Annotated in this window: 13 protein-coding genes; 3 read left to right on the top strand and 10 right to left on the bottom strand. The window is 72.8% G+C overall.

Features of this window, described 5'->3' with window-relative positions; translation table 11 throughout:
• Positions 1-86: 86 nt before the first annotated feature.
• Positions 87-509 carry a barstar family protein gene (locus tag BM290_RS15120; protein ID WP_093614325.1) on the top strand — a complete coding sequence of 141 codons (423 nt, stop codon included), beginning with the start codon at positions 87-89 and terminating at the stop codon, positions 507-509.
• 27 nt (positions 510-536) lie between these two features.
• Here the strand turns inward: BM290_RS15120 and BM290_RS15115 are convergent, their stop codons facing one another.
• Positions 537-1,439 (bottom strand): NADP-dependent oxidoreductase, encoded by a 903-nt coding sequence (locus BM290_RS15115; RefSeq protein ID WP_093614324.1) that lies wholly within the window; start codon positions 1,437-1,439, stop codon positions 537-539.
• Positions 1,440-1,546: 107 nt separating this feature from the next.
• Here BM290_RS15115 and BM290_RS15110 point away from each other — a divergent pair, with 107 nt between their 5' ends.
• Complete coding sequence (locus tag BM290_RS15110) at positions 1,547-1,945, top strand: winged helix-turn-helix transcriptional regulator (RefSeq protein ID WP_093614322.1); 399 nt, start codon at positions 1,547-1,549, stop codon at positions 1,943-1,945.
• 279 nt (positions 1,946-2,224) lie between these two features.
• Positions 2,225-5,197, top strand: a complete 2,973-nt coding sequence (locus BM290_RS15105; RefSeq protein WP_239143557.1) for an AfsR/SARP family transcriptional regulator — start codon at positions 2,225-2,227, stop codon at positions 5,195-5,197.
• An 8-nt stretch (positions 5,198-5,205) separates the two neighbouring features.
• Here the strand turns inward: BM290_RS15105 and BM290_RS15100 are convergent, their stop codons facing one another.
• From BM290_RS15100 to BM290_RS15060, 9 genes are all read right to left on the bottom strand, one after another.
• Positions 5,206-5,700: a hypothetical protein gene (locus BM290_RS15100; RefSeq protein ID WP_239143556.1), complete on the bottom strand. Its 495-nt coding sequence runs from the start codon at positions 5,698-5,700 to the stop codon at positions 5,206-5,208.
• Positions 5,701-5,742: 42 nt separating this feature from the next.
• Positions 5,743-9,150 carry a TIR domain-containing protein gene (locus BM290_RS15095; RefSeq protein WP_093614318.1) on the bottom strand — a complete coding sequence of 1,136 codons (3,408 nt, stop codon included), beginning with the start codon at positions 9,148-9,150 and terminating at the stop codon, positions 5,743-5,745.
• A gap of 191 nt (positions 9,151-9,341) precedes the next feature.
• Positions 9,342-10,115 (bottom strand): ABC transporter permease subunit, encoded by a 774-nt coding sequence (locus BM290_RS15090; protein ID WP_093614316.1) that lies wholly within the window; start codon positions 10,113-10,115, stop codon positions 9,342-9,344.
• Positions 10,112-11,032 carry an ABC transporter ATP-binding protein gene (locus BM290_RS15085; RefSeq protein ID WP_093614314.1) on the bottom strand — a complete coding sequence of 307 codons (921 nt, stop codon included), beginning with the start codon at positions 11,030-11,032 and terminating at the stop codon, positions 10,112-10,114. The genes BM290_RS15090 and BM290_RS15085 overlap by 4 nt, the downstream gene beginning before the upstream one ends.
• A gap of 41 nt (positions 11,033-11,073) precedes the next feature.
• A complete protein-coding gene (locus BM290_RS15080; protein ID WP_093614312.1) occupies positions 11,074-11,346 on the bottom strand; it encodes a helix-turn-helix domain-containing protein in 273 nt (90 codons plus the stop codon).
• 72 nt (positions 11,347-11,418) lie between these two features.
• Entirely contained in the window at positions 11,419-13,539 is a 2,121-nt protein-coding gene (locus tag BM290_RS15075) for a peptidase domain-containing ABC transporter (protein ID WP_093614310.1), read from the bottom strand.
• The gene (locus tag BM290_RS15070; protein ID WP_177319718.1) at positions 13,536-16,445 is read right to left on the bottom strand and encodes a type 2 lanthipeptide synthetase LanM family protein; all 2,910 of its coding nucleotides are present in this window, start codon (positions 16,443-16,445) and stop codon (positions 13,536-13,538) included. The genes BM290_RS15075 and BM290_RS15070 overlap by 4 nt, the downstream gene beginning before the upstream one ends.
• Positions 16,446-16,537: 92 nt before the next feature.
• A complete protein-coding gene (locus BM290_RS15065) occupies positions 16,538-16,729 on the bottom strand; it encodes a hypothetical protein (RefSeq protein WP_093614306.1) in 192 nt (63 codons plus the stop codon).
• Between the two features lie 107 nt (positions 16,730-16,836).
• On the bottom strand, positions 16,837-18,090 hold the full coding sequence (locus BM290_RS15060; protein ID WP_177319717.1) for a helix-turn-helix domain-containing protein: 1,254 nt from the start codon (positions 18,088-18,090) through the stop codon (positions 16,837-16,839).
• Between the last annotated feature and the right edge of the window lie 79 nt (positions 18,091-18,169).

The raw sequence follows: 18,169 nt of genomic DNA, 5'->3' as shown, positions 1-18,169 counted from the left end.
CAGCACGGAACCGTCGGAGGCGGCCTGGAAACCGGGTTCCACCTCCGCCCTGCCGTTCTGCGGCGACGGAAAGACATGATGGAGTCATGGCCGACGATGAAGACCTCCCCGTGCTCGTGGTGGACGGCGCTGCGTTCTCCGATCTCGAGGGCTTCGCTCGCGAGATCTCGAAGCTGATTCCGTACGGCGGCACCTGGAACGGCAACCTGAACGACTTCGACGGGCTCCTCCGCGGGAAGTGGGGCCCGTTTCCGGAGGGCGGCTGGGTGTTCCGGTGGGTGAACTCCGACCTGTCCCGGACAGCACTGGGTTATGAGGCGACCGCCGTTTGGCGGGAAGGACTCCGTCGTCGCTGTCACCCGTCGCATCGCGAAGGCTTGGAGGCGGACATCGCTGCGGCTCGGCGCGGCGAGGGGGAGACCCTCTTCGACATGATCGTCGAGATGATCCGTGCCCATGGTGCCGGTGGTGAGGAGTGGGAGGACAACGTGGTTCTCGAGTTGGTCTGACCGTCTGTGCTGTTCCGGGTGGCCAGGTCAGGGGATGAGGACCACGCCTCCGCGGACGCCGCCCTCGGCCAGGCGGGTGTGGGCGGCCGCCGCGTCGTCGAAGGTGTAGACGCCGGCCACGCGGAGCGGGAGGTCGCCGCTGTTCACCAGGGCCACCAGGGCGGCCAGGCGGGCGCCGTCGGGGAGGACCTCCATGGCGAACGTACGGATGCCGCGCACCGGCTCGGGCCGCAGCGGAGGGGACGCGGCCACGTAGCCGCCGCCGTCGCGGACCCGGTCCAGCAGGGTGGCGCCGACCACGGCCAGGTCGATCACCGCGTCGAAGGTTCCGGCCGGCTCCTCGTCACGGGGCAGGAACGTCGCGCCGAGCGATTCGACGAACTCGCGGTCGCCGGCGCCGGCGAGGCCCGTGGCGTGCAGGCCGGCCGCCCGGGCCAGGGCCAGGACGAACCCGCCGACCTGCCCGGCGGCGCCGGTGACGAGCACTGTCGAACCGGCGGGCAGGGCCAGCAGGTCGAGGGCCTGGGCGGCGGCGAGCCCGTTGGTGGGCAGGGTCGCGGCCTCGGTGGCGGGGGCGTCGTCGGGTGCCGCGGTCAGCCAGGCGGCGTCGAGGACCACGTACTCCGCGTGGGCGCCGGTCGTGGTCCGCAGCCACGGCGAGAAGCCGATCACCCGGTCGCCGACGGTGAAGCCGTCGACCGAGGGGCCGATCGCGTCGACGGCGCCGGCCACGTCCCAGCCGGGGGTGTAGGGCAGGCCGGTGGGCAGCGGGGCGGGGAACCGGCCGGAGCGGATCATCAGGTCGACCGGGTGGAGGACCGAGGCCGCGACCCGGACCCGGACCTGCCCCGGCCCGGGTTGCGGAACCGGCGCCTCGGCCACGTGGAGGACCTCCGGGCCACCGAACCGTGCATAGCTGACTGCGCGCATCGCCGTCTCCTTCGTGATGTCTTTCGATCACCACGACCGTACGAACGAAGGGGCACTGTGAGAAAGTAGGTACCTTCGAGTACCTAGGGCACCGCAGGAGGTCTCCGATGGCCACGACGACCGCAGCGCAGCGCCGTGAGCAGGCCAAACGTGACTACGATGCGTTCCTGGACCGCTGTCCGACCCGGGAGCTGCTGAGCCGGCTCACCGACAAGTGGGTGGCGCTGGTGATCCCGGCGCTCGCCGGCGGCCCGCAGCGGCACAGCGAGCTCGCCCACCGGATCGCCGGTGTCAGTCAGAAGATGCTCACCCAGACCCTGCGGGCGCTGGAGCGCGACGGCCTGGTGACGCGGACGGTCACGGCCGCCGTGCCGGTCCGCGTCGACTACGAGCTGACGCCGCTCGGCCACGAGCTCTTCCCGGTCATGATCGCGATCAAGGACTGGGCCGAGACGCACATGGATCGGGTCGCCGAGGCGCGCCGCCGGTTCGACGAGCGGTCCTGAGCTGCCGATCGGCGAGAGTGTCGAGATGCCCGCCGTCCCCCGTATGCACGGCGGGCACCTCGCTGTTCCCTCGTGTCGTCGGGGCGGGCCGTCCGTAACCGGCGGTGGCACTGCGGCGTCCCGATTCCCCCGTAACGCTTCGCGTAACCGGGCTAGGGCGTCCCGTTCCCTTCAACGATGTCAATGCTCGCGGGTGGACCTTGTACGAAACGTGGGAGACTTGTAGCGGTCCTTGTGGATTTCTTGAATCCCCTGGTAGAGGCGAGGTGCGGAGTTCAGTTGGCGGCGGAGTTCGGTGTGCTCGGCGTGGTGGAGGCCAGGATCGACGGCCGGCCCGCCGATCTCGGGCATGCCCGGCAGCGATGTGTTCTGGGTGTGCTGCTCGTGGAGGCCGGTCGTCCGGTCGGCCCGGACCAGCTGATCGACCGCGTCTGGGGGGAGCAGGCGCCGCAGCGGGCCGCCGGCGCGCTCTACAGCTATCTGTCCCGGCTACGGCGGGCCGTCGCGGGAGCGGACGGTGTGGAGATCCGGCGGGAGCCGGGCGGCTATCTGCTCACCGTCAATCCTCAGGCGGTGGATCTGCACCGGTTCCGGCGGCTGATGACGACGGCGCGGGCGGCCGAGTCGGATCGGTCCGCGGCCGGCCTGATCGAGCAGGCGCTGCGGCTGTGGCGGGGTGATCCGTTCGCCGGGCTGGACACGCCGTGGCTGGCCGCGATGCGGCGCACGCTGCTCGACGAGCGGTTCGCCGCCGAGCTGGACGGCAACGACGTGCTGCTGCGCCTGGGCCGGCACGGCGAGTTGCTGCCGGCGCTGTCCGCCGCGGTCGCCGAGCACCCGCTGGACGAGCGGCTGGCCGGTCAGGCGATGCTCGCGCTGTACCGGTGCGGACGCCAGGCCGACGCCGACGAGCAGTACCGGCGGATCCGGCGCCGTCTCGCCGACGAGATGGGCAGCGACCCGGGCGCCGAGCTGCGCCGCTTGCACGAGCAGGTGCTCGCCGCCGATCCGGTGCTCGCCGTGCCGGGGGGCGACTCCCGTGCCCTCTCCGGGGTGGCCCCGGTCGCCGCGGTCACGGTGCCGGCTCAGCTGCCGGCCGACGTGCGGGCGTTCACCGGGCGTACCGGGGAGTTGTCCGCCCTTGATCGCCTGCTGGCGCCGCCGGACGGCGACGAGCCACCGCTGACCGTCGCGTTGCTGTGCGGCACCGCCGGGGTCGGCAAGTCGGCGCTGGCCGTCCGGTGGGCGCACCGGGTCCGGGAGGCGTATCCGGACGGGCAGCTCTACGTCAATCTGCGCGGCTACGACGCCGAGCAGCCGGTGGCGGTCGCCGACGCGCTGGCCGGGTTCCTCACCGCGCTCGGGGTCCGTGGCCCGGAGATCCCGCCGGGCACCGACGAGCGCGCCGCTCGCTACCGGTCGGAGCTGACCGGCCGGCGGATGCTGGTTCTGCTGGACAACGCGTCCTCGGTGGACCAGGTCCGGCCGCTGCTGCCCGGCACCGGGTCCTGTCTGGTTCTGATCACCAGCCGCGACTCGCTGCGAAGCATGGTCGCGGTCGACGGCGCCGAGCGGGTCAACCTCGACCTGCTGCCCCCGCCGGACGCGGTCGGGCTGCTGCGCAAGCTGATCGGGGCCCGGGTGGACCGCGAGCCGGAGGCCGCCGAGGCCCTGGCCGCCGCCTGCGCCCGGCTGCCGCTGGCCCTGCGGATCGCCGCCGAGCTGGCCGCCGACCGCGCCGACGTGCCGCTGACCGAGCTGGTCACCGAGCTGGCCGACCACCAGGTCCGGCTGGATCTGCTGGACGCGGGCGGTGACCCACGGGCCGAGGTCCGGGCGGTGTTCTCCTGGTCGTACCAGAATCTCCCGGAGGGTGCGGCCCGGGCGTTCCGGCTGCTGGGGCTGCATCCCGGCGAGACCGTGCACGTCGACGCGGTGGCCGCGCTGATCGACGCGCGCCCCGGCGAGGCGCGGCGGCTGCTCGACGTGCTGACCCGGGCCAGCCTGATCCAGCCGGGCCGCGGCGGGCGGTACGGCATGCACGACCTGCTGCGGGCGTACGCGGCGGAGCTGGCGGCCGAACACGACGCCGAGACCGACCGGCGGGCCGCCCTCACCCGCCTGTTCGATCACTATCTCGCCACGGCGACCACGGCGATGGCCACGCTCTATCCGGACGGCGCGACGGCCACCGGCGACCCGGAGACGGCGCGCGCCTGGTTGGAGGCGGAGCGGCCGAACCTCGCCGCGGTCTGCACGAACGGCGCGGCGCACGGCTGGTATCGGCACACCATCGATCTCGCCGGGACGATGTTCCGCTATCTCGACGCGGGCGGGCCGGTGGCGGAGGCGGCGACCGTGACGGCGTCCGCGGTGGCCGCGGCCCGGGCCGTCGGCGACCCGGACGCCCAGGCGCGGGCACTGTCCAATCTGGGCCGTCTGCACCGCCGGCAGGGCCGTCTGCGGGAGGCCGCCGAGACCTACCGGCAGGCGCTGCGGCTGTACGCGCATCTCGGCGAGCCCGCGGCGGAGGCGCTCGTGCTGCGCAACCTGGGCAGCGTCGACTGGCGGCGCGGTGACTACCGGCAGGCCGCGGAGCACTACCAGCGCGCCGGGACGCTGTGCCGGGACCTCGGTGACGACGCCGGCCGGGCCGACGCGCTGGTCCGCCTCGGGCTGATCGACGCACGGCTGGGCGACCGGGCCCGGGCGGCGGAGCGGTTCGGATCGGCCCTCGATCTGTACGCCGAGCTCGGCGACCGGTTCAGCGAGGCGTACGTGTTGTCGCTGCTGGCACGTCTGCCGCACCGCCCGGTCACGCTGGAGCAGGCCGAGGCGCACCTGGAGCAGAGCCTCGCCGCGGTTCGCCGGTCCGGTGATCGCACCGCCGAGGCGTACGTGCTGACCGATCTCGCCGCGATCCACGTCCGTCAGGAGCGCCTCGCGGAGGCCGCCGGTCACCTGCGTCGCGCGCTCGTGCTGCTGCGGCGGATCGGGGACCGGGCGAGCGAGGCCGAGGCGCTCAACGACCTGGGGCAGGTGCTGCACGCCGTGGGGGATCCGGCCGACGCGCGGGCCCAGCACGAGCAGGCGCTGACCCTGGCCGAGGAGATAGGGGACCGGTACGAGCAGGCCCGCGCCCACGACGGCCTGGCGGCGGCGTTGCGGGACGGTGGCGAGCCCGACCCGGCCCGCAAGCACCGCGAGCTGGCCGAGCAGATCTTCACAGAGCTGGAGGTGCCGGCCGCCTGAGGCGATGATCAGTCGCGCTGGACGCCGTCGATCCAGAGCACGGTGACCGGGCATCCGCGGGCGCGGGCGTACGCGACCACGTCCGCGGTGCCGCCCAGCCCGCGGGCGGGCAGCCCGTCCCAGATCGCGAACAGGTGGTCGCAGCGGTCCACCAGCGCCTGCCCGGCGGCGAGGAAGCTCTCGTCGGACGGCTCACCCCCGGGAACGGTGATGACCGTGGCCGCGGCGCGCACCAGATCCTCGAACCGGGCCCGGCTGCCCTCGGTCAGCGAGCCGCCGTAGTCGGCCCACGGCAGCACCGCCTCGAGGGTCCCGCCCGAGGCGAGCACGTGGGCGGCGAAGAGCTGGTCGGCGCCGTCGGCGAGACTCGACACCCCGAGCAGGCCGGCGCCGGTGGGCAGCACCCGTCGCCAGTGGTCCATCGCCCGCTCGGCGATGCCCGGTGGAAGGACCCGGTGACCGGTGACACCGAACCGCACATTGACCTCCGTGAGAAGCACCATGACGATACGGCCTCTCCGGCCCGTCCGGGGGGCACGTCATGATCAGCAGGTCGATCGATACGGCAGCTCGGGGATGTAGAGCGCCCATTCCTCGGCGCTGAGGCCGCGGCCGCTGATCGCGCAGGCGTGCCGGACCGGGTCGTCGGCGAGTTCCTTCGGCACGGTGGTGTCCCAGAGTGTGATCGACTTGTGCTCGCCGAGGAGCGCGCCGCCGGCCGCCAGGGATCGGCCGTCGGGGCTGAACACCACGTAGAGACTCTGCAGGTCGGGGTGTTTGAGTACGGCGAACCGGATCGGGGTGCCCGGGTCGGTGACGTCCCACAGCATGATCGAGTGGTCCATGCCGGAGGTCGCCAGGGTGTGCCCGTCCGGGCTGAACAGGGCCCAGAGCACCTGGCTGCTGTGGGCCGGGAGCAGGCTGATCCGGTGCGGCTGGGCGGGGTCGGCGAGGTCGTACAGGATGGTGGTGCCGTTGTTGTTGGTGCCGGCCGCCAGGAAGCGCCCGTCCGGGCTGAACTCCAGCGAGGTCGCGGTGAAGCCGCTGTAGTCGGCGAGCGCGATCGACGTGAGCCGGACCGGCGCGGTGCGGTCGGCGACGTCCCACATCGAGATGGTGAAACCGTCGGCGACCGCCATCAGCCGCCCGTCCGCCGAGAACGCGATCGAGCTCAGCAGTCCGTTGCCGAAGGTCAGGTCGGACAGCTTGGTGGGCCTGGTCCGGTCGGACACGTCGTACAGCGCGGTCCTGCCGTCGGCCCGCCCGACGGCGAGGGTCTTCCCGTCGCTGCTGGTCGACGCGACCCAGATGTTCTGCCCCGGGTCGGTGATGCGGGACAGCACCACGGCCTCGTCCGGCTTGCTGATGTCCAGGAGCGTGGTGACGTTGTTCGTGCCGACGGCGTAGAGGGTCTTGCCGTCGGGGCTGACCATCATCCCCACCAGGTTGCCGCTCTGCAACGGCACGTCCGGCCCGGCGACCGGGGCCGCGGGGCCGGCCAGGTGGTAGGAGACGCTCTTGCCGTCGCGTCGCCCGGTGATCAGCGTACGGCCGTCCGGCCGGTAGGCGAGCCCGGCGAGCTTGTCGGGGAACGGGCCGGTGACGGTGCCGACGGGCCCGCGGGTGTAGCGGCCCTTGGGCGTCCACAGCGTCGCGACGGAGCCGTCGCCGGCGGTGATCAGCGTCCGCCCGTCGTGGCTGTAGGCCATCGACCGGACCGGGCCGCCGCGGACGGTGAGCGAGGCGATCTCGGTCCACATCCGGGGCCAGCCGTTGTTCCACTCGGCGCTGACGACGACCGAGGCGCCGTCCGAGTTGCCCAGCGCCAGCATGTCGCCGGCCGGGGTGAACGCCATCGAGGCGAGGGTGGTGTCGCCCGGGCCGCCGACGCGGGAGTCGCCCGACCGCGGGGCGGCCGGGTCGCTCACGTTGTAGAGGTACACGTAGTCGCTGGGCCCCTGCACGGCGACGACGGGCTGGGCCGGGCTGTACTCGATGAGGGCGTCGGCGGGGATGGCGCCCCAGGTCAGCTCGAACGCGCCGCGCCGGACCGGGGCACTGCGGTCGGTCACGTCCCAGGCGTAGACCTTGACGCCGCTGGTCACCGCGGTCTTCCCGTCGGGGCTGAATTTCAGGGGGTACGCCCCGGTCAGCGTCGACTGCCGGACCGGGGTCTCGCCGGCGATGTCCCAGAGGACGGTGTTCTTCTCCCGGTTGCTCGTCGCGGCGGTCCGCCCGTCCGGGCTGAGGTTCACGGCGATGATGCCCGCGGAGTCGGTCAGTGGCGTCAGCCGTATCGGATCAGCCGGTTCTGTCACGTCCCATCGGGTCGCCACCTCGCCGCCGTCGAAGGTGATGAGGGTCCGCCCGTCGCGGCTGACCGCCAGTGACCGGTCCGCCGTCCCCTCGGCCGGCAGCGTGGCCAGCCGGACCGGCTCGGCCGGGATCGTGGTGTCCCACAGCGACACCGTCCCGCCGGCGCCGGTGGTGGCGACCACCTGACCGGTGAGGGCCTCGGCGTCGATCGCGTCGTCGATGTGCCCGGAGTAGGCCGACGACATGGCGAGGTGGCTGAGCTGTTCGCTGGTCGTCGCGTCGTCGTGCAGGTTCTTCGCGGCCACCGCCAGCCGGAGGGCCTTGCGCGGATCGTCGGTGATCATGGCGCGGGCCCGTTCCATCAGGCGCTGGTTGATCACGATGCGCTGCGCGAGTTCCGCGGCCTCCCGCTGGCGGCGGGCCTCCTCGGACGCCTCCTTGGCCAGCTGTTCCTGTCGTTTGCGCTCCTCCTCGGCCTGCCGGGCCAGCTCGCGGTGGTGCTCGGCGAGTTGCTCCTGCTCCTTCGCCCGCTCGGTCGCCCGGTTCGCGAGGTCCTGCTGGGCCTTCGCGTTCGCCATCTCCCGTTCGGCGTTGGCCTTCTGCTGCGCGGCCTCCTCGGCGGCCTGGCCGGCCAGCTTCTGCTGTTTCTCGGCGTTGGCCTTCTGCCGTTCCGCGTTGGCCTGCTGGGTGGCGGCGCTCGCCTTGAAGCGCGCGGCATTGGCCTGTTCCCGGGACGCCTCGGTGGCGGCCTCCTCGGCCAGCGCCCGCTGCTGACGGGCGAGCCCCTCCTGCCGCTTGGTCTCGGCCACCGCGGTCCGCGCCCGATCCTCCTGCGCCCGCGCGTTCTCCAGCTGGACGCGCGCGTTCTGCTCCTGGGCCGCGGCGTTCGCCTGCTGCCGCTGCGACTCGGCGGTGGCGCGTTCCGCCGTGCCGCGCTGCTCGGAGGCCAGCCGCTGCTGGCGGACGGCCTCCGCCGCGGCCAGGTTGGCCCGCTCGGCGTTGCGGACCGCGACCACTCCGGTCAGCGACGTGACCAGGGTGAGCAGGATCAGGGCCATCGCCGCGACGGCCGACAACCGCCGGGCCCGGCGGTGCTGGCGGACGTCCTCGCCCTCCAGCTCGTCCTTGCTGACCCCGTGCATCGGCGCGGCGAGCTGGGCGATGGCGTCGCGGAACCGGACGTGCTGCAGGCTCAGGTGCAGGTCGTCGCGGGCCCAGCGCAGGTCCAGGTAGAGCGGCTCCTCGGCGAAGACGCCGCGGAGCGCCTCCGGCACCGCCGTGGAGTCGGCGGTGAAGTCACGGGCCGCGGGGTCCCAGCGCCACTCGCCGTCGGTCACCACCGGCAGGATGCGGTCCGGTGATTTCGTCGCCAGCCAGTGCTCGATCTCCCGGTTCACCCACGGTGAGGACGCCGCCTCGGGGGAGGCCATCAGCACGAAGTGCTTCGATCCGTCCAGTGCGTCCTGGATGGACGTCCACAGCTTGGGGGTGACCGAGAGACCGGTCTGGTCCCGGAAGATCCACAGAGCCCGGCGCCGGTGCCAGGGCTTCGCCAGCCGGTGCAGACCCCGCTGCACCGCAGGCGCGAGCCGCCCGTCGGCGGCGTGACTGTACGAGATGAAACCATCGAACGGCATGGCGGATCCCCGTGATCGGCGTAATCGACGGGGCACGATTCTGCACGCCGCCGGTCCGCAGGTAAAGCGGCGAATCGCCCGGAGCGGACGATCCCGCGTGGCGGGGCGCCGGCGCCATGTGCTTTCATCTATGCGGGCCGGGCATTCTCCCCCGTGGATGCCCGGCCTCCATAGTGCCGTCCCGCCCACGGTCAGGCGTCGCGCCGACGCACCGCGTAGTAGCCCGCGGCGAGCGCCGCCACCGTCCAGGCGACCAGCACCGCGAGACCTGTCCAGCCGTTGAGGATCGTGTCGCCCTGCGGCTCCCGGTAGAGGATCTGGCCACCGGCGACGTCCGGCAGGAACTGCGCCGCCTTCCGCACCCCGGGGATGCTCGTCAGGATCGTCGAGACCATGAAGAACAGCGGGAAGAGCAGGCCGATCGTCAGCGCCGAGCTGCGCAGCACGGCGGCCAGCCCCATGGCGAAGACACAGAGCAGCGTGGTGTAGACGATGCCGCCGCCGATGGCGCGCAGCACCCCGTCGTCGGAGAGCGCCACCGCGTGCTCACCCAGCATCACCTGTGTGGCGGCGAACGTGGCGATCACCACGACGGTCGAGGCGGCCAGTGCGACCAGGCTGCCGGTGACCGTCTTGGAGGCGAAGAACACGGCCCGGCGTGGCACCGCGGCGAGCGAGCTGCGGATGGTGCCGGAGGTGTACTCGGTGGTCACGGTGAGCACGCCGAAGATCACCAGGGCGAGCAGGCCGAGCCGGATCGAGCTGAGTCCGGAGCCGATCGGGTCGAACACCGCCCGCTCGGCCGCGTCCAGCTCGGCGTAGGTCTTGTGCAGGTACCAGCCGGACGGGATCGCCAGCGCCAGGCTGACGGCCAGGAAGGCGCCGAGGTTCCAGAACGTGGACCGCAGCGTACGGATCTTGTGCCACTCGAACGCGCACGCCGCGCCGAAGTCCGCCACCGTCATACCTCCTGCTTCGCGCGGTAGTCCACCGCATCGGCCGTCAACTGCATGAACGCCTCCTCGAGCGAGGCGACCTGGGGACTGATCTCGTAGACCGTGATCTGGTGGCGGGCGACGAGCGCGCCGACCGTCTCGAGCGTGGTGTGCAGCGCTTCGAGGGTGCCGTCCGGTCCGTCGGCGACCTCGATGCCGGCGCCGGCCAGGGCGTCCCTGGCCTTCTCCGGCTCCGGGGTGCGGATCAGGATGAACGAGCGCGAGTTGCGGCTGACGAACTCGGTCACCGAGCTGTCGGCCAGCAGCCGGCCCTGTCCGATGACGATCAGGTGGTCGGCGGTGAGCGCCATCTCGCTCATCAGATGGCTGGAGACGAAGACCGTCCGGCCCTCGGCCGCCAGGCGCTTCATCAGCGCCCGGATCCACAGGATGCCCTCCGGGTCGAGGCCGTTGACCGGCTCGTCCAGCAGCAGCACCCGCGGGTCGCCGAGCAGCGCCGCGGCCACGCCGAGCCGCTGGGCCATGCCGAGCGAGAGGCCCTTGGCCCGCTTGCCGGCCACTCCGCTCAGGCCGACGATCTCCAGCACCTCGCCGACCCGGCCCGCCGGGATGCGGTTGCTGAGGGCCAGGCCGTCCAGGTGCGCCCGGACCGTACGGCCACTGTGCACACCCTTGGCGTCGAGCAGCGCCCCGACGTGCCGCAACGGCTGCTCCAGCTGGTCGTAGCGCCGGCCGTCGACGAGCACCTCGCCGGACGTGGGCCGATCCAGCCCGACGATCGCCCGCATGGTGGTGGACTTGCCGGCGCCGTTCGGGCCGAGGAAGCCGGTGACCCGGCCTGGTTTGACCTCGAAGGAGAGGCCGTCGACCGCTGTGGTCCGGCCGTACCTCTTGGTCAGTCGTCGTACTTCGATCGCTGCGCTCATCGCACCTTCTCGCTGGTCGGGAACGGACACGGGTGAACGGGTCAGGCCGCGACGGGCACGTTCACGGTGGTGCTGGTCTTGATGCCGGCCATCAGCACCAGCACCGCCTGCGCGGACGGCAGCATCAGCCGCCCGGCCCGGGTCAGCACGGCCCCGTTGCTGTTGCGCGCGAACAGCCGGGTGCCGAGCGTCTGCTCCAGGCACTTGATCTGGTAACTGACGGCCGGCTGCGAGTAGCCCAGCGATCTGGCCGCCAGGTCCATCCGGCCGTGCTGTGCGACGGAGACGAAAGCCTGCAGTTCCCGCTCGTTCATGACATCCCCCGTGATATCTGACTGATGCAGCTTTACTATAGTCATCAGAGTAATAAGCGAGTGTTGCAACGGTCAAGACTTTGATGACACCGGTAATCTCGCGGCTTCCTCGTACAGCGCCCGATACAGGCCCGCGTCCCGCCTCAGCTGCTCGTGGCTGCCGGTGGCGACCACCCGCCCGTGGTCCATCACCACGATCAGATCGGCGTCGAGGATCGACGTCAGCCGGTGCGCGATGATGATCCGGGTCGCCCGCAGGCTGTTGAAGAACGCCGTCACCGTCGACTCGGACAGGTTGTCCAGCGAACTGGTCGCCTCGTCCAGCACCACGATCGACGCCTCCTTGAAGGCGGCCCGGGCCAGCGCGATCCGCTGCCGCTGGCCACCGGAGAAGTTCTGCCCGAGCGACGCGACCGGGGTGTCGTACCCCAGCGGCAGCGCCGTGATCTCGTCGTGCAGCCCCACCCGGCGGGCCGCCTCGCGCACCCGCTCCTCGTCCGGATCGCCGGCGCCCCAGGCGATGTTGTCGCGCACCGTGCCGTACTCCAGCACCACGTTCTGCGGCACGTAGGCGACCGCCTCGTAGAACCGGTCCCGGTCATGACCGCCCAGCTCCACGTCACCGATCAGGATCCGGCCCGCGTCCGGCCGGTGCAGCCCCACCAGCAGCCGGGCCAGAGTGGACTTGCCGCAGCCGGACGGGCCGACGATCGCCACCTTGGCCCCCTCCGGCACGCGCAGCGAGGCCCCGTCGAGGACCCGGCGGCCGAACGTGCCGTACCCGAAGGTCACCTCCTCGACCACGACGTCGCCGGACGGGCGCTCCCGCGTCTCCCCCCGGAACAGGTCGTCGGCCGGGCGCAGCAGCACGTCGGCGATCCGGGCCAGCAGCGACCCGGCCTGCGCCAGCCGCGTGACCGAGCCGGCCAGCACGTTCACCTGGCCGAGCAGCAGCCCGGTCAGGGCCTGCACCGACACCACCAGCGAGACGCCCGGCGCGGACCGGCCGGCCAGCGCCTGCTGCAGGATCACCACCGGGCCGACGAACATGACACCGGCCAGCACCGCGTCGAAGACGCCCTGCACGGTCTGCAGCCGATCACTGTGCCGCTGCGCCGCGTCGCTGCGCCGCTGCCACTGCTCGGCGTAGACCCCCTCCATGCCGTTGGTCTTGATCAGCTCCAGGCCGGAGATCGCGGACAGCTGCGTGGCCTGCAACTCCGCCTGCGCCCGGGTCTGCGCATGGGCCAGCCGCCGGACGGTACGGGCCGCGGCCAGCGTGCCGGCCGCGAGCGCCGACATCAGCAGCAGCGTGGTCACCAGCGCCGCCATCGAGACGGCCGCCAGCCAGCCCAGCAGCACCACCGTCACCACCACGGCGGCCAGCGCCACGATCAGGTCGTTGCAGAGCAGGGCACGCAGGCGGTGCACCGACTCCAGCGTGAACATCAGGTCGCCGGGGCCACGGTTCTCCACGAAGGCGTACGGCAACCGCAGCAGCCGATCGAAGACGGCCCCCGCCAGCGACCGTCCCACCGCCGCCGACGCCACGATGCCGGCCACCGTCCGGACGAACAGCAGCAGCGCGAACGCCAGACCGACCCCGGCCAGCAGCGGCCCCGCCGACAGCCCGCCCGGCCGGTCGCCGAACAACTGCTCCAGCAGCCACGGGATGCCCAGCGGGACCAGCGAGCTGACCAGCGACAGAACCAGCACCAGGCCCAGCAACCCACGGCGCTGCCAGGCGAAACGGCCCAGCACCCGGGCGCCGGACGGCGGTCGCGCCCGGACCCGGTGGGACACCGGATCGGCGGTCACGGCCAGCCCGGAGAAACTCGCGGCGAACTCCTCGGCGCTGACCCGGCGGCGGCCCGCGCCCGGGTCGAGCAGCGTCACGCCACCCGAGTCGAACCCGGTGACGACCACGAAGTGCGACCGCTTCCAGTGGCAGATCGCCGGGCGGCCGAGCGCGGCCAGGCCGGCCGGGGTGGTGCGGTAGACGCGCGGGCGCACCCCGTTCTCCCGCAGCACGGTGGCCAGGTCGGCGACGGTCAGACCGTCCCGGCCGACCCGGTACCGGGTACGCAGGTCGTGCATCGGGACCCCGGCTCCGGCGGCCTCCAGCAGCATGGCGCAGCAGCACAGACCGCACTCGGTCGGGCCGAGCTGCTCGACGGCCCGTACCCGGGTCACGGCGTGCCCCGGCGGAACGTGAGCGGTGAGGCGACGTCCACCTCGCCGGTGCTCAGGAGCAGGCCCATGCCGACGCCGGCCAGCCCCACGTACAGCGAGTCGTTGAGCACCGACTTGCCGGACCGGGCCCGCAGCGCCCGCGGCAGGATCCGGGTGACCAGCTGGGCGCGCCGGTCCTCGGCCCGCTCGGCGGCCCGCCCGGAGGCGTCCCAGCGGGCGGCCCCGGCGAGGATCAGCAGGTTGCCGACGTCACCGTGGCACAGCGAGAGGTTCAGGCCGAACCCGTCGACCGCCACCGTCTCGGCGAGCCGGGTGACGTCCGCGCCCGGCCCGGGTGGCACGATCTCGCCGGCGGCGAGCCGTTCGGTGCAGCCGAGCAGCACGCCGGGCGTCCCGTGGCACCAGCCTCGCGCGGCCCGTTCCGGCGCCCGGTCGCTGATCGCCCAGTGCTGCTCGTCGTGGTTCCAGAGGTTGTCGTGGGCCCGGGCCAGGTCCGGATCGGCCACGCCGTGCCGGGCCAGGGCCGCGAGCGCGCCGCTGGTGCCGTGCGCGAAACCGCTGTACAGCGACTTGCCCTCGACGGCCGTGCCGGTCAGGTGCCGGAACGCGGCCTCGGTGACCGCCGGCCGGCCGACGGTGATCGCCGCGGCCAGCAGCCCCGCCGAGCCCATCAGGAAGTCGGTGTCGGTCATCGCCGGAAGATCGGCGGGCAGCAGGTCCCACAGCCGGGCGCCCATCTCGCTCAGCTCCCGCGAGCCGGTCAGCCGGCCGGTCTCGAGCGCCGCGAACGCCACGCCGGGATAGCCGCCGCACAGGCCACCGGCCACCTCGCGCCGCCGCCGGGCCGGATCGTCCAGCAGCGCCCGCACCCGTGGGGCCAGCGCCTCGACCGCCAGCTCGCGGTGCCGCGGCTCGTCCAGCAGCACGCCGGCCGAGGCCAGGAACAGCGCCAGGCCGGGCACGCCCGCGTACAGGTCGTCGCCGAGCTCGTCGACCCGCCACGGATGCTCCTGCGTGGTGTCCCGGATCGTCGCGCCGACCCATCCGGGGCGGCCGCCGGCGAACGAGGCCCGGTCGTGCAGCTCGCCGGCGATGTCGCCGACCACCTGCCGGATCCGGCCGGGTACCGCGGCCCGGGACGCGCGGCGCATCGCCGGGAGGTACGCCGGAGCGTCGCACTCCGGCCCGGTCAGGTCCACATAGGCCGCCCGGATCACCCGCAGGTTCAGCTCGCGCTCCGCCGCCGACATCGCCCGCAACCCGTCGATCGCCTGCTCCAGCGGGGCGCCGCTGAGCACGTCGGCGATCGGACGGTCCCGGTGGTGCACCCAGGTCGACCCGGTGCGCAACGTGAAGAACGGGATGTCACCCTGCAGCAGGTCGTCGATCTCGGCACGGACCACGGCCGGCGTGAAGTGCTCCACCCGGCCCAGGCCGACCCGGTGCAGCAGCATCCGCTTCGCGGCGGTGTCCTGCTGGAACGCCGGGTGCGCGGCGGTCCGCAGCAGCTTGTAGTACTTGCCGGTGGTCTCCAGCACGGCCCGGATCGGCAGGTCGGCGAAGAGCTCGCGCAGCCACGACTCGACCCGGTCCCGGTCGCCGGCGGCCCAGTCCCAGCACTCGGCGAAACCGCGGCACAGCTCGGCCAGCTCCACGGCCCGGGGCACGGTCAGCGGACGGACCGCCGGAGTGTCCACCGAGCCGGTCACCATGGTCACCCGCGGCCGGTCGGTGCCGAAGTCCTCCAGCGCCGGCACCGGCGTGACAGCGCGCTGGCCCGGCACGTACCCCAGGAATCCGATGTCGATCGACGCCGTCGGGTCCGCCGGGTCGGAGATCCGGGTCGGCAGGAAGCCGGTGGAGAAGACGGTGTGCGCGAGCGTCTCGCCGGCCGATCCCGTCGCGCCCGCGCCGGCCCGCTGGTTGACGCTGAACAGCGACTCGGCGTCGACGACCACCGGCAGGCCACGATGGTTGAGCACGTTCTCGTAGTGCATGTCGCCGGCACGCAGCAGGTAGAGGACCCCGAGCAGGCGGCCGGCGGCCCGGAAGTAGCCGGCCTCCTCGATCGCCGGCGCCCGGTCGGCGTGTTCCTGCCAGCCGACGCCGTTGCCGCACCACACGCCGAGGACCGGCAGGTCGAAGCCGGCCGCCGCCCCGATCCGCCCGACGAACGTGTTGTAGGCCTGCTCGGCGGCCATCGGGCGCGGTTTGTAGACGAGCACCCGGTCGCCGCCGAAGGTCAGGCGGCACACCGTCTGCCCGCCGGCGTGGGTGTCGCCCAGGCCGTACCCGATGTCGTGCAGTTGGATCAGGCCCCCGCCGGTCGCCGAAGGCGGCAGCGTGCCGTCGGCCACCGCGGCGGTCGTCGCCTCCAACATCCGCCGCGCGTGCCGGAGGGTGTTGCGGGTCAGCACCCCGAGCTGACGCCGCAACTCGGGGAAGACCTCACCGAGCGTCACCCGGAACTCGTCGCGTCCGGCCAGGTCACAGAAGTGCCAGAGACGTTCCTCGGCGGTCTCGCCGGGCAGCGATCCGGCCCGGCGCAAAAGATCAAGAGCGACCACGAGGGTACGCACGGAAGCGTCCTGCACGCGGCCGGCCAGCCAGTCGATCAGCCCGTCGGCGAACTCCCCGGCCCGGTGGGCGGTCAGCGGCGAGCCGGCGAACACCAGCTCGGCGGCGGCCCGGTGCCGTGCGCTCCACGCCCGCGCGAACGAGTCGAACCGGGCCGGCCCGTCGATGTCACGCCAGGTGGCGAGGGCGGCCAGGGCGGCGAGTTCGCCGGTGCGGTCCGCCGGGGGATCGGCGTCGGCCGGAAGCTCGGAGATGCGGCTGAGGAATCCGTGCAGAGCCGCGGGATCGGTGTACTCGGGAAAAAGGGGTCGGACGTCTTTCAGTCGCATTCCACCACTCGCATCCGGAAACGGCCACGGGGCCCGTGAGAGCACGGACCCCGTTGGCATTCTCTATTTCGGTCGCCGTTGCCGTTCTGTCGTCAGTCGCCGGTGCCGCAGAGGCGCTTCGGGACCGAGCACTCCCAGGAGACCGTGCACACCCAGCCGATGGTGCTCGTGCCGGGAACCGTCCACAGGCCGCCGGCCTCCTGCGCCGCGTCCAGGTCGATCTCCTGCTGGCTCAGCTCGGCGGCGATGTCACCGGCGGCGGCGAACTTCTCGTTCTCAGTCATCGTCCGTGTCCTCTCAGTGGCGGCGGGTTGCTCCCGCCTTCTGAGAACCACGAAACCAGGAATGGCTCCGGAATGCGCTACTGCATCGAATACTTTGAATTGGATCTCTATTTTGCCAGCTCGTTCAGCTCGCGCCACAATTGCGCGGCCCGGCGGAATGCGGAGATGTCCTCGGCCGCCTGTGCCGCCTCGCGCAGCGTGGCCACGGCCTCCGCGGTGCGCCCGGTCTGCGCCAGCGCGCTGCCCAGCGCGTGCCGGAACCGCACCCCCTCCAGGCCCATCAGTTGGCCGCGATCGACCGACGCGGCCATCGCCACGGCCAGCTCCGGATCACCGGTCGCGATCGCGTAGCGCACCTCCAGCGCGGCCAGCCGGTTGGCGTCGGCGCCCGCCTCGGCCGCGGTGGCCGCCCGTGCCGCCGCCATGTGCTCCTCGACCATCTCCGGAGCGGCCTGGACATCGAGCAGCGTCGAGACGGCGGCCCGGCTGAACCGGGCCCAGTCACGCAGCGACGTCCGCGGATTGGCCAGCATCCGCCGGGCGCCGCCGAGCAGCTCCAGCGACCGGTCCGTCTCGCCGGCCGCGGCGAGCGCCAGGCTCGCCGCCCACTGCGCCCGGCCGCTGATCGACGGGCTGCCCAGCGCCTCGGCCATGGCGAGCATGCCGTTGACCAGGCGGACGATCTCCGCGCCACCGCCGGCGTCGGCGAGAACCGAGATGTGCACGGCCAGGAGCCGGATGTGCTCGCTGCCGTGCCGGAACGCGGTGCCGTCGATCTCCTGTCCGGCCTGCTCCACGTGGGTGAACGCCTCGTCCAGCCGGCCGACGTCACGGGCCGCGGCGGCCAGCGACACCCGGATCCGCACCCGCGCCTCGGGCACCCCGGCGACCTCGGCCACCGGCAGCAGGCCGGCGAGCAACTCATACCGCCCGTTGCGGTCGCCGCGCATCTCCAGCACCCGGTCCAGAGCCAGGCCGTGGGTCAGCGTGGCGTGCGGATTGCCGGACGCCCGGGCGGCGGCGAAGATCTCGGCGAGCCGCTCCTCGGCCTGCTCCAGGTCGCCCTGGTCGATGGCGCTGGTGGCCAGCAGCTCGCGAACCAGCTCGGCCCGGCCCGCGGAGGTGTCCTCCGGCCCGGTCGGGATGTCGATGTCGCCGGCCAGGTCACGCAACGGCACGTTGAGGACCTTGGCCAGATGGGCGACCACGTCGAGGGTGGGCACCCGGGCGCCCGACTCGAGCAGCGAGATGTACGACTGGTTGACCGCTCCGGAGGCCAGGTCGCGCTGGGACAGCCCCAGATCGGCGCGCAGCTTCCGCAGGCGGCGACCGAACTCGGGCTGAGGCACCTGAGCGACCACGAACCACTTCCTCACTCGTCCCGGCGACGTGTCATGACTATAGTAATCGCTTGCCAGCGGCCTGTCATGTTCTTGCGAT

This window comes from Actinoplanes philippinensis (assembly GCF_900113015.1).
Lineage (GTDB): Bacteria > Actinomycetota > Actinomycetes > Mycobacteriales > Micromonosporaceae > Actinoplanes > Actinoplanes philippinensis.
This window is presented reverse-complemented; position numbering and strand designations above follow the sequence as displayed.

Bases quoted from the DNA above. Each gene is read 5' to 3' on its own strand.
- BM290_RS15120 (WP_093614325.1), top strand. From the start codon at position 87: ATGGCCGACGATGAAGACCTCCCCGTGCTCGTGGTGGACGGCGCTGCG.
- BM290_RS15115 (WP_093614324.1), bottom strand. From the start codon at position 1,439: ATGCGCGCAGTCAGCTATGCACGGTTCGGTGGCCCGGAGGTCCTCCAC.
- BM290_RS15110 (WP_093614322.1), top strand. From the start codon at position 1,547: ATGGCCACGACGACCGCAGCGCAGCGCCGTGAGCAGGCCAAACGTGAC.
- BM290_RS15100 (WP_239143556.1), bottom strand. From the start codon at position 5,700: ATGGTGCTTCTCACGGAGGTCAATGTGCGGTTCGGTGTCACCGGTCAC.
- BM290_RS15095 (WP_093614318.1), bottom strand. From the start codon at position 9,150: ATGCCGTTCGATGGTTTCATCTCGTACAGTCACGCCGCCGACGGGCGG.
- BM290_RS15090 (WP_093614316.1), bottom strand. From the start codon at position 10,115: ATGACGGTGGCGGACTTCGGCGCGGCGTGCGCGTTCGAGTGGCACAAG.
- BM290_RS15085 (WP_093614314.1), bottom strand. From the start codon at position 11,032: ATGAGCGCAGCGATCGAAGTACGACGACTGACCAAGAGGTACGGCCGG.
- BM290_RS15080 (WP_093614312.1), bottom strand. From the start codon at position 11,346: ATGAACGAGCGGGAACTGCAGGCTTTCGTCTCCGTCGCACAGCACGGC.
- BM290_RS15070 (WP_177319718.1), bottom strand. From the start codon at position 16,445: ATGCGACTGAAAGACGTCCGACCCCTTTTTCCCGAGTACACCGATCCC.
- BM290_RS15065 (WP_093614306.1), bottom strand. From the start codon at position 16,729: ATGACTGAGAACGAGAAGTTCGCCGCCGCCGGTGACATCGCCGCCGAG.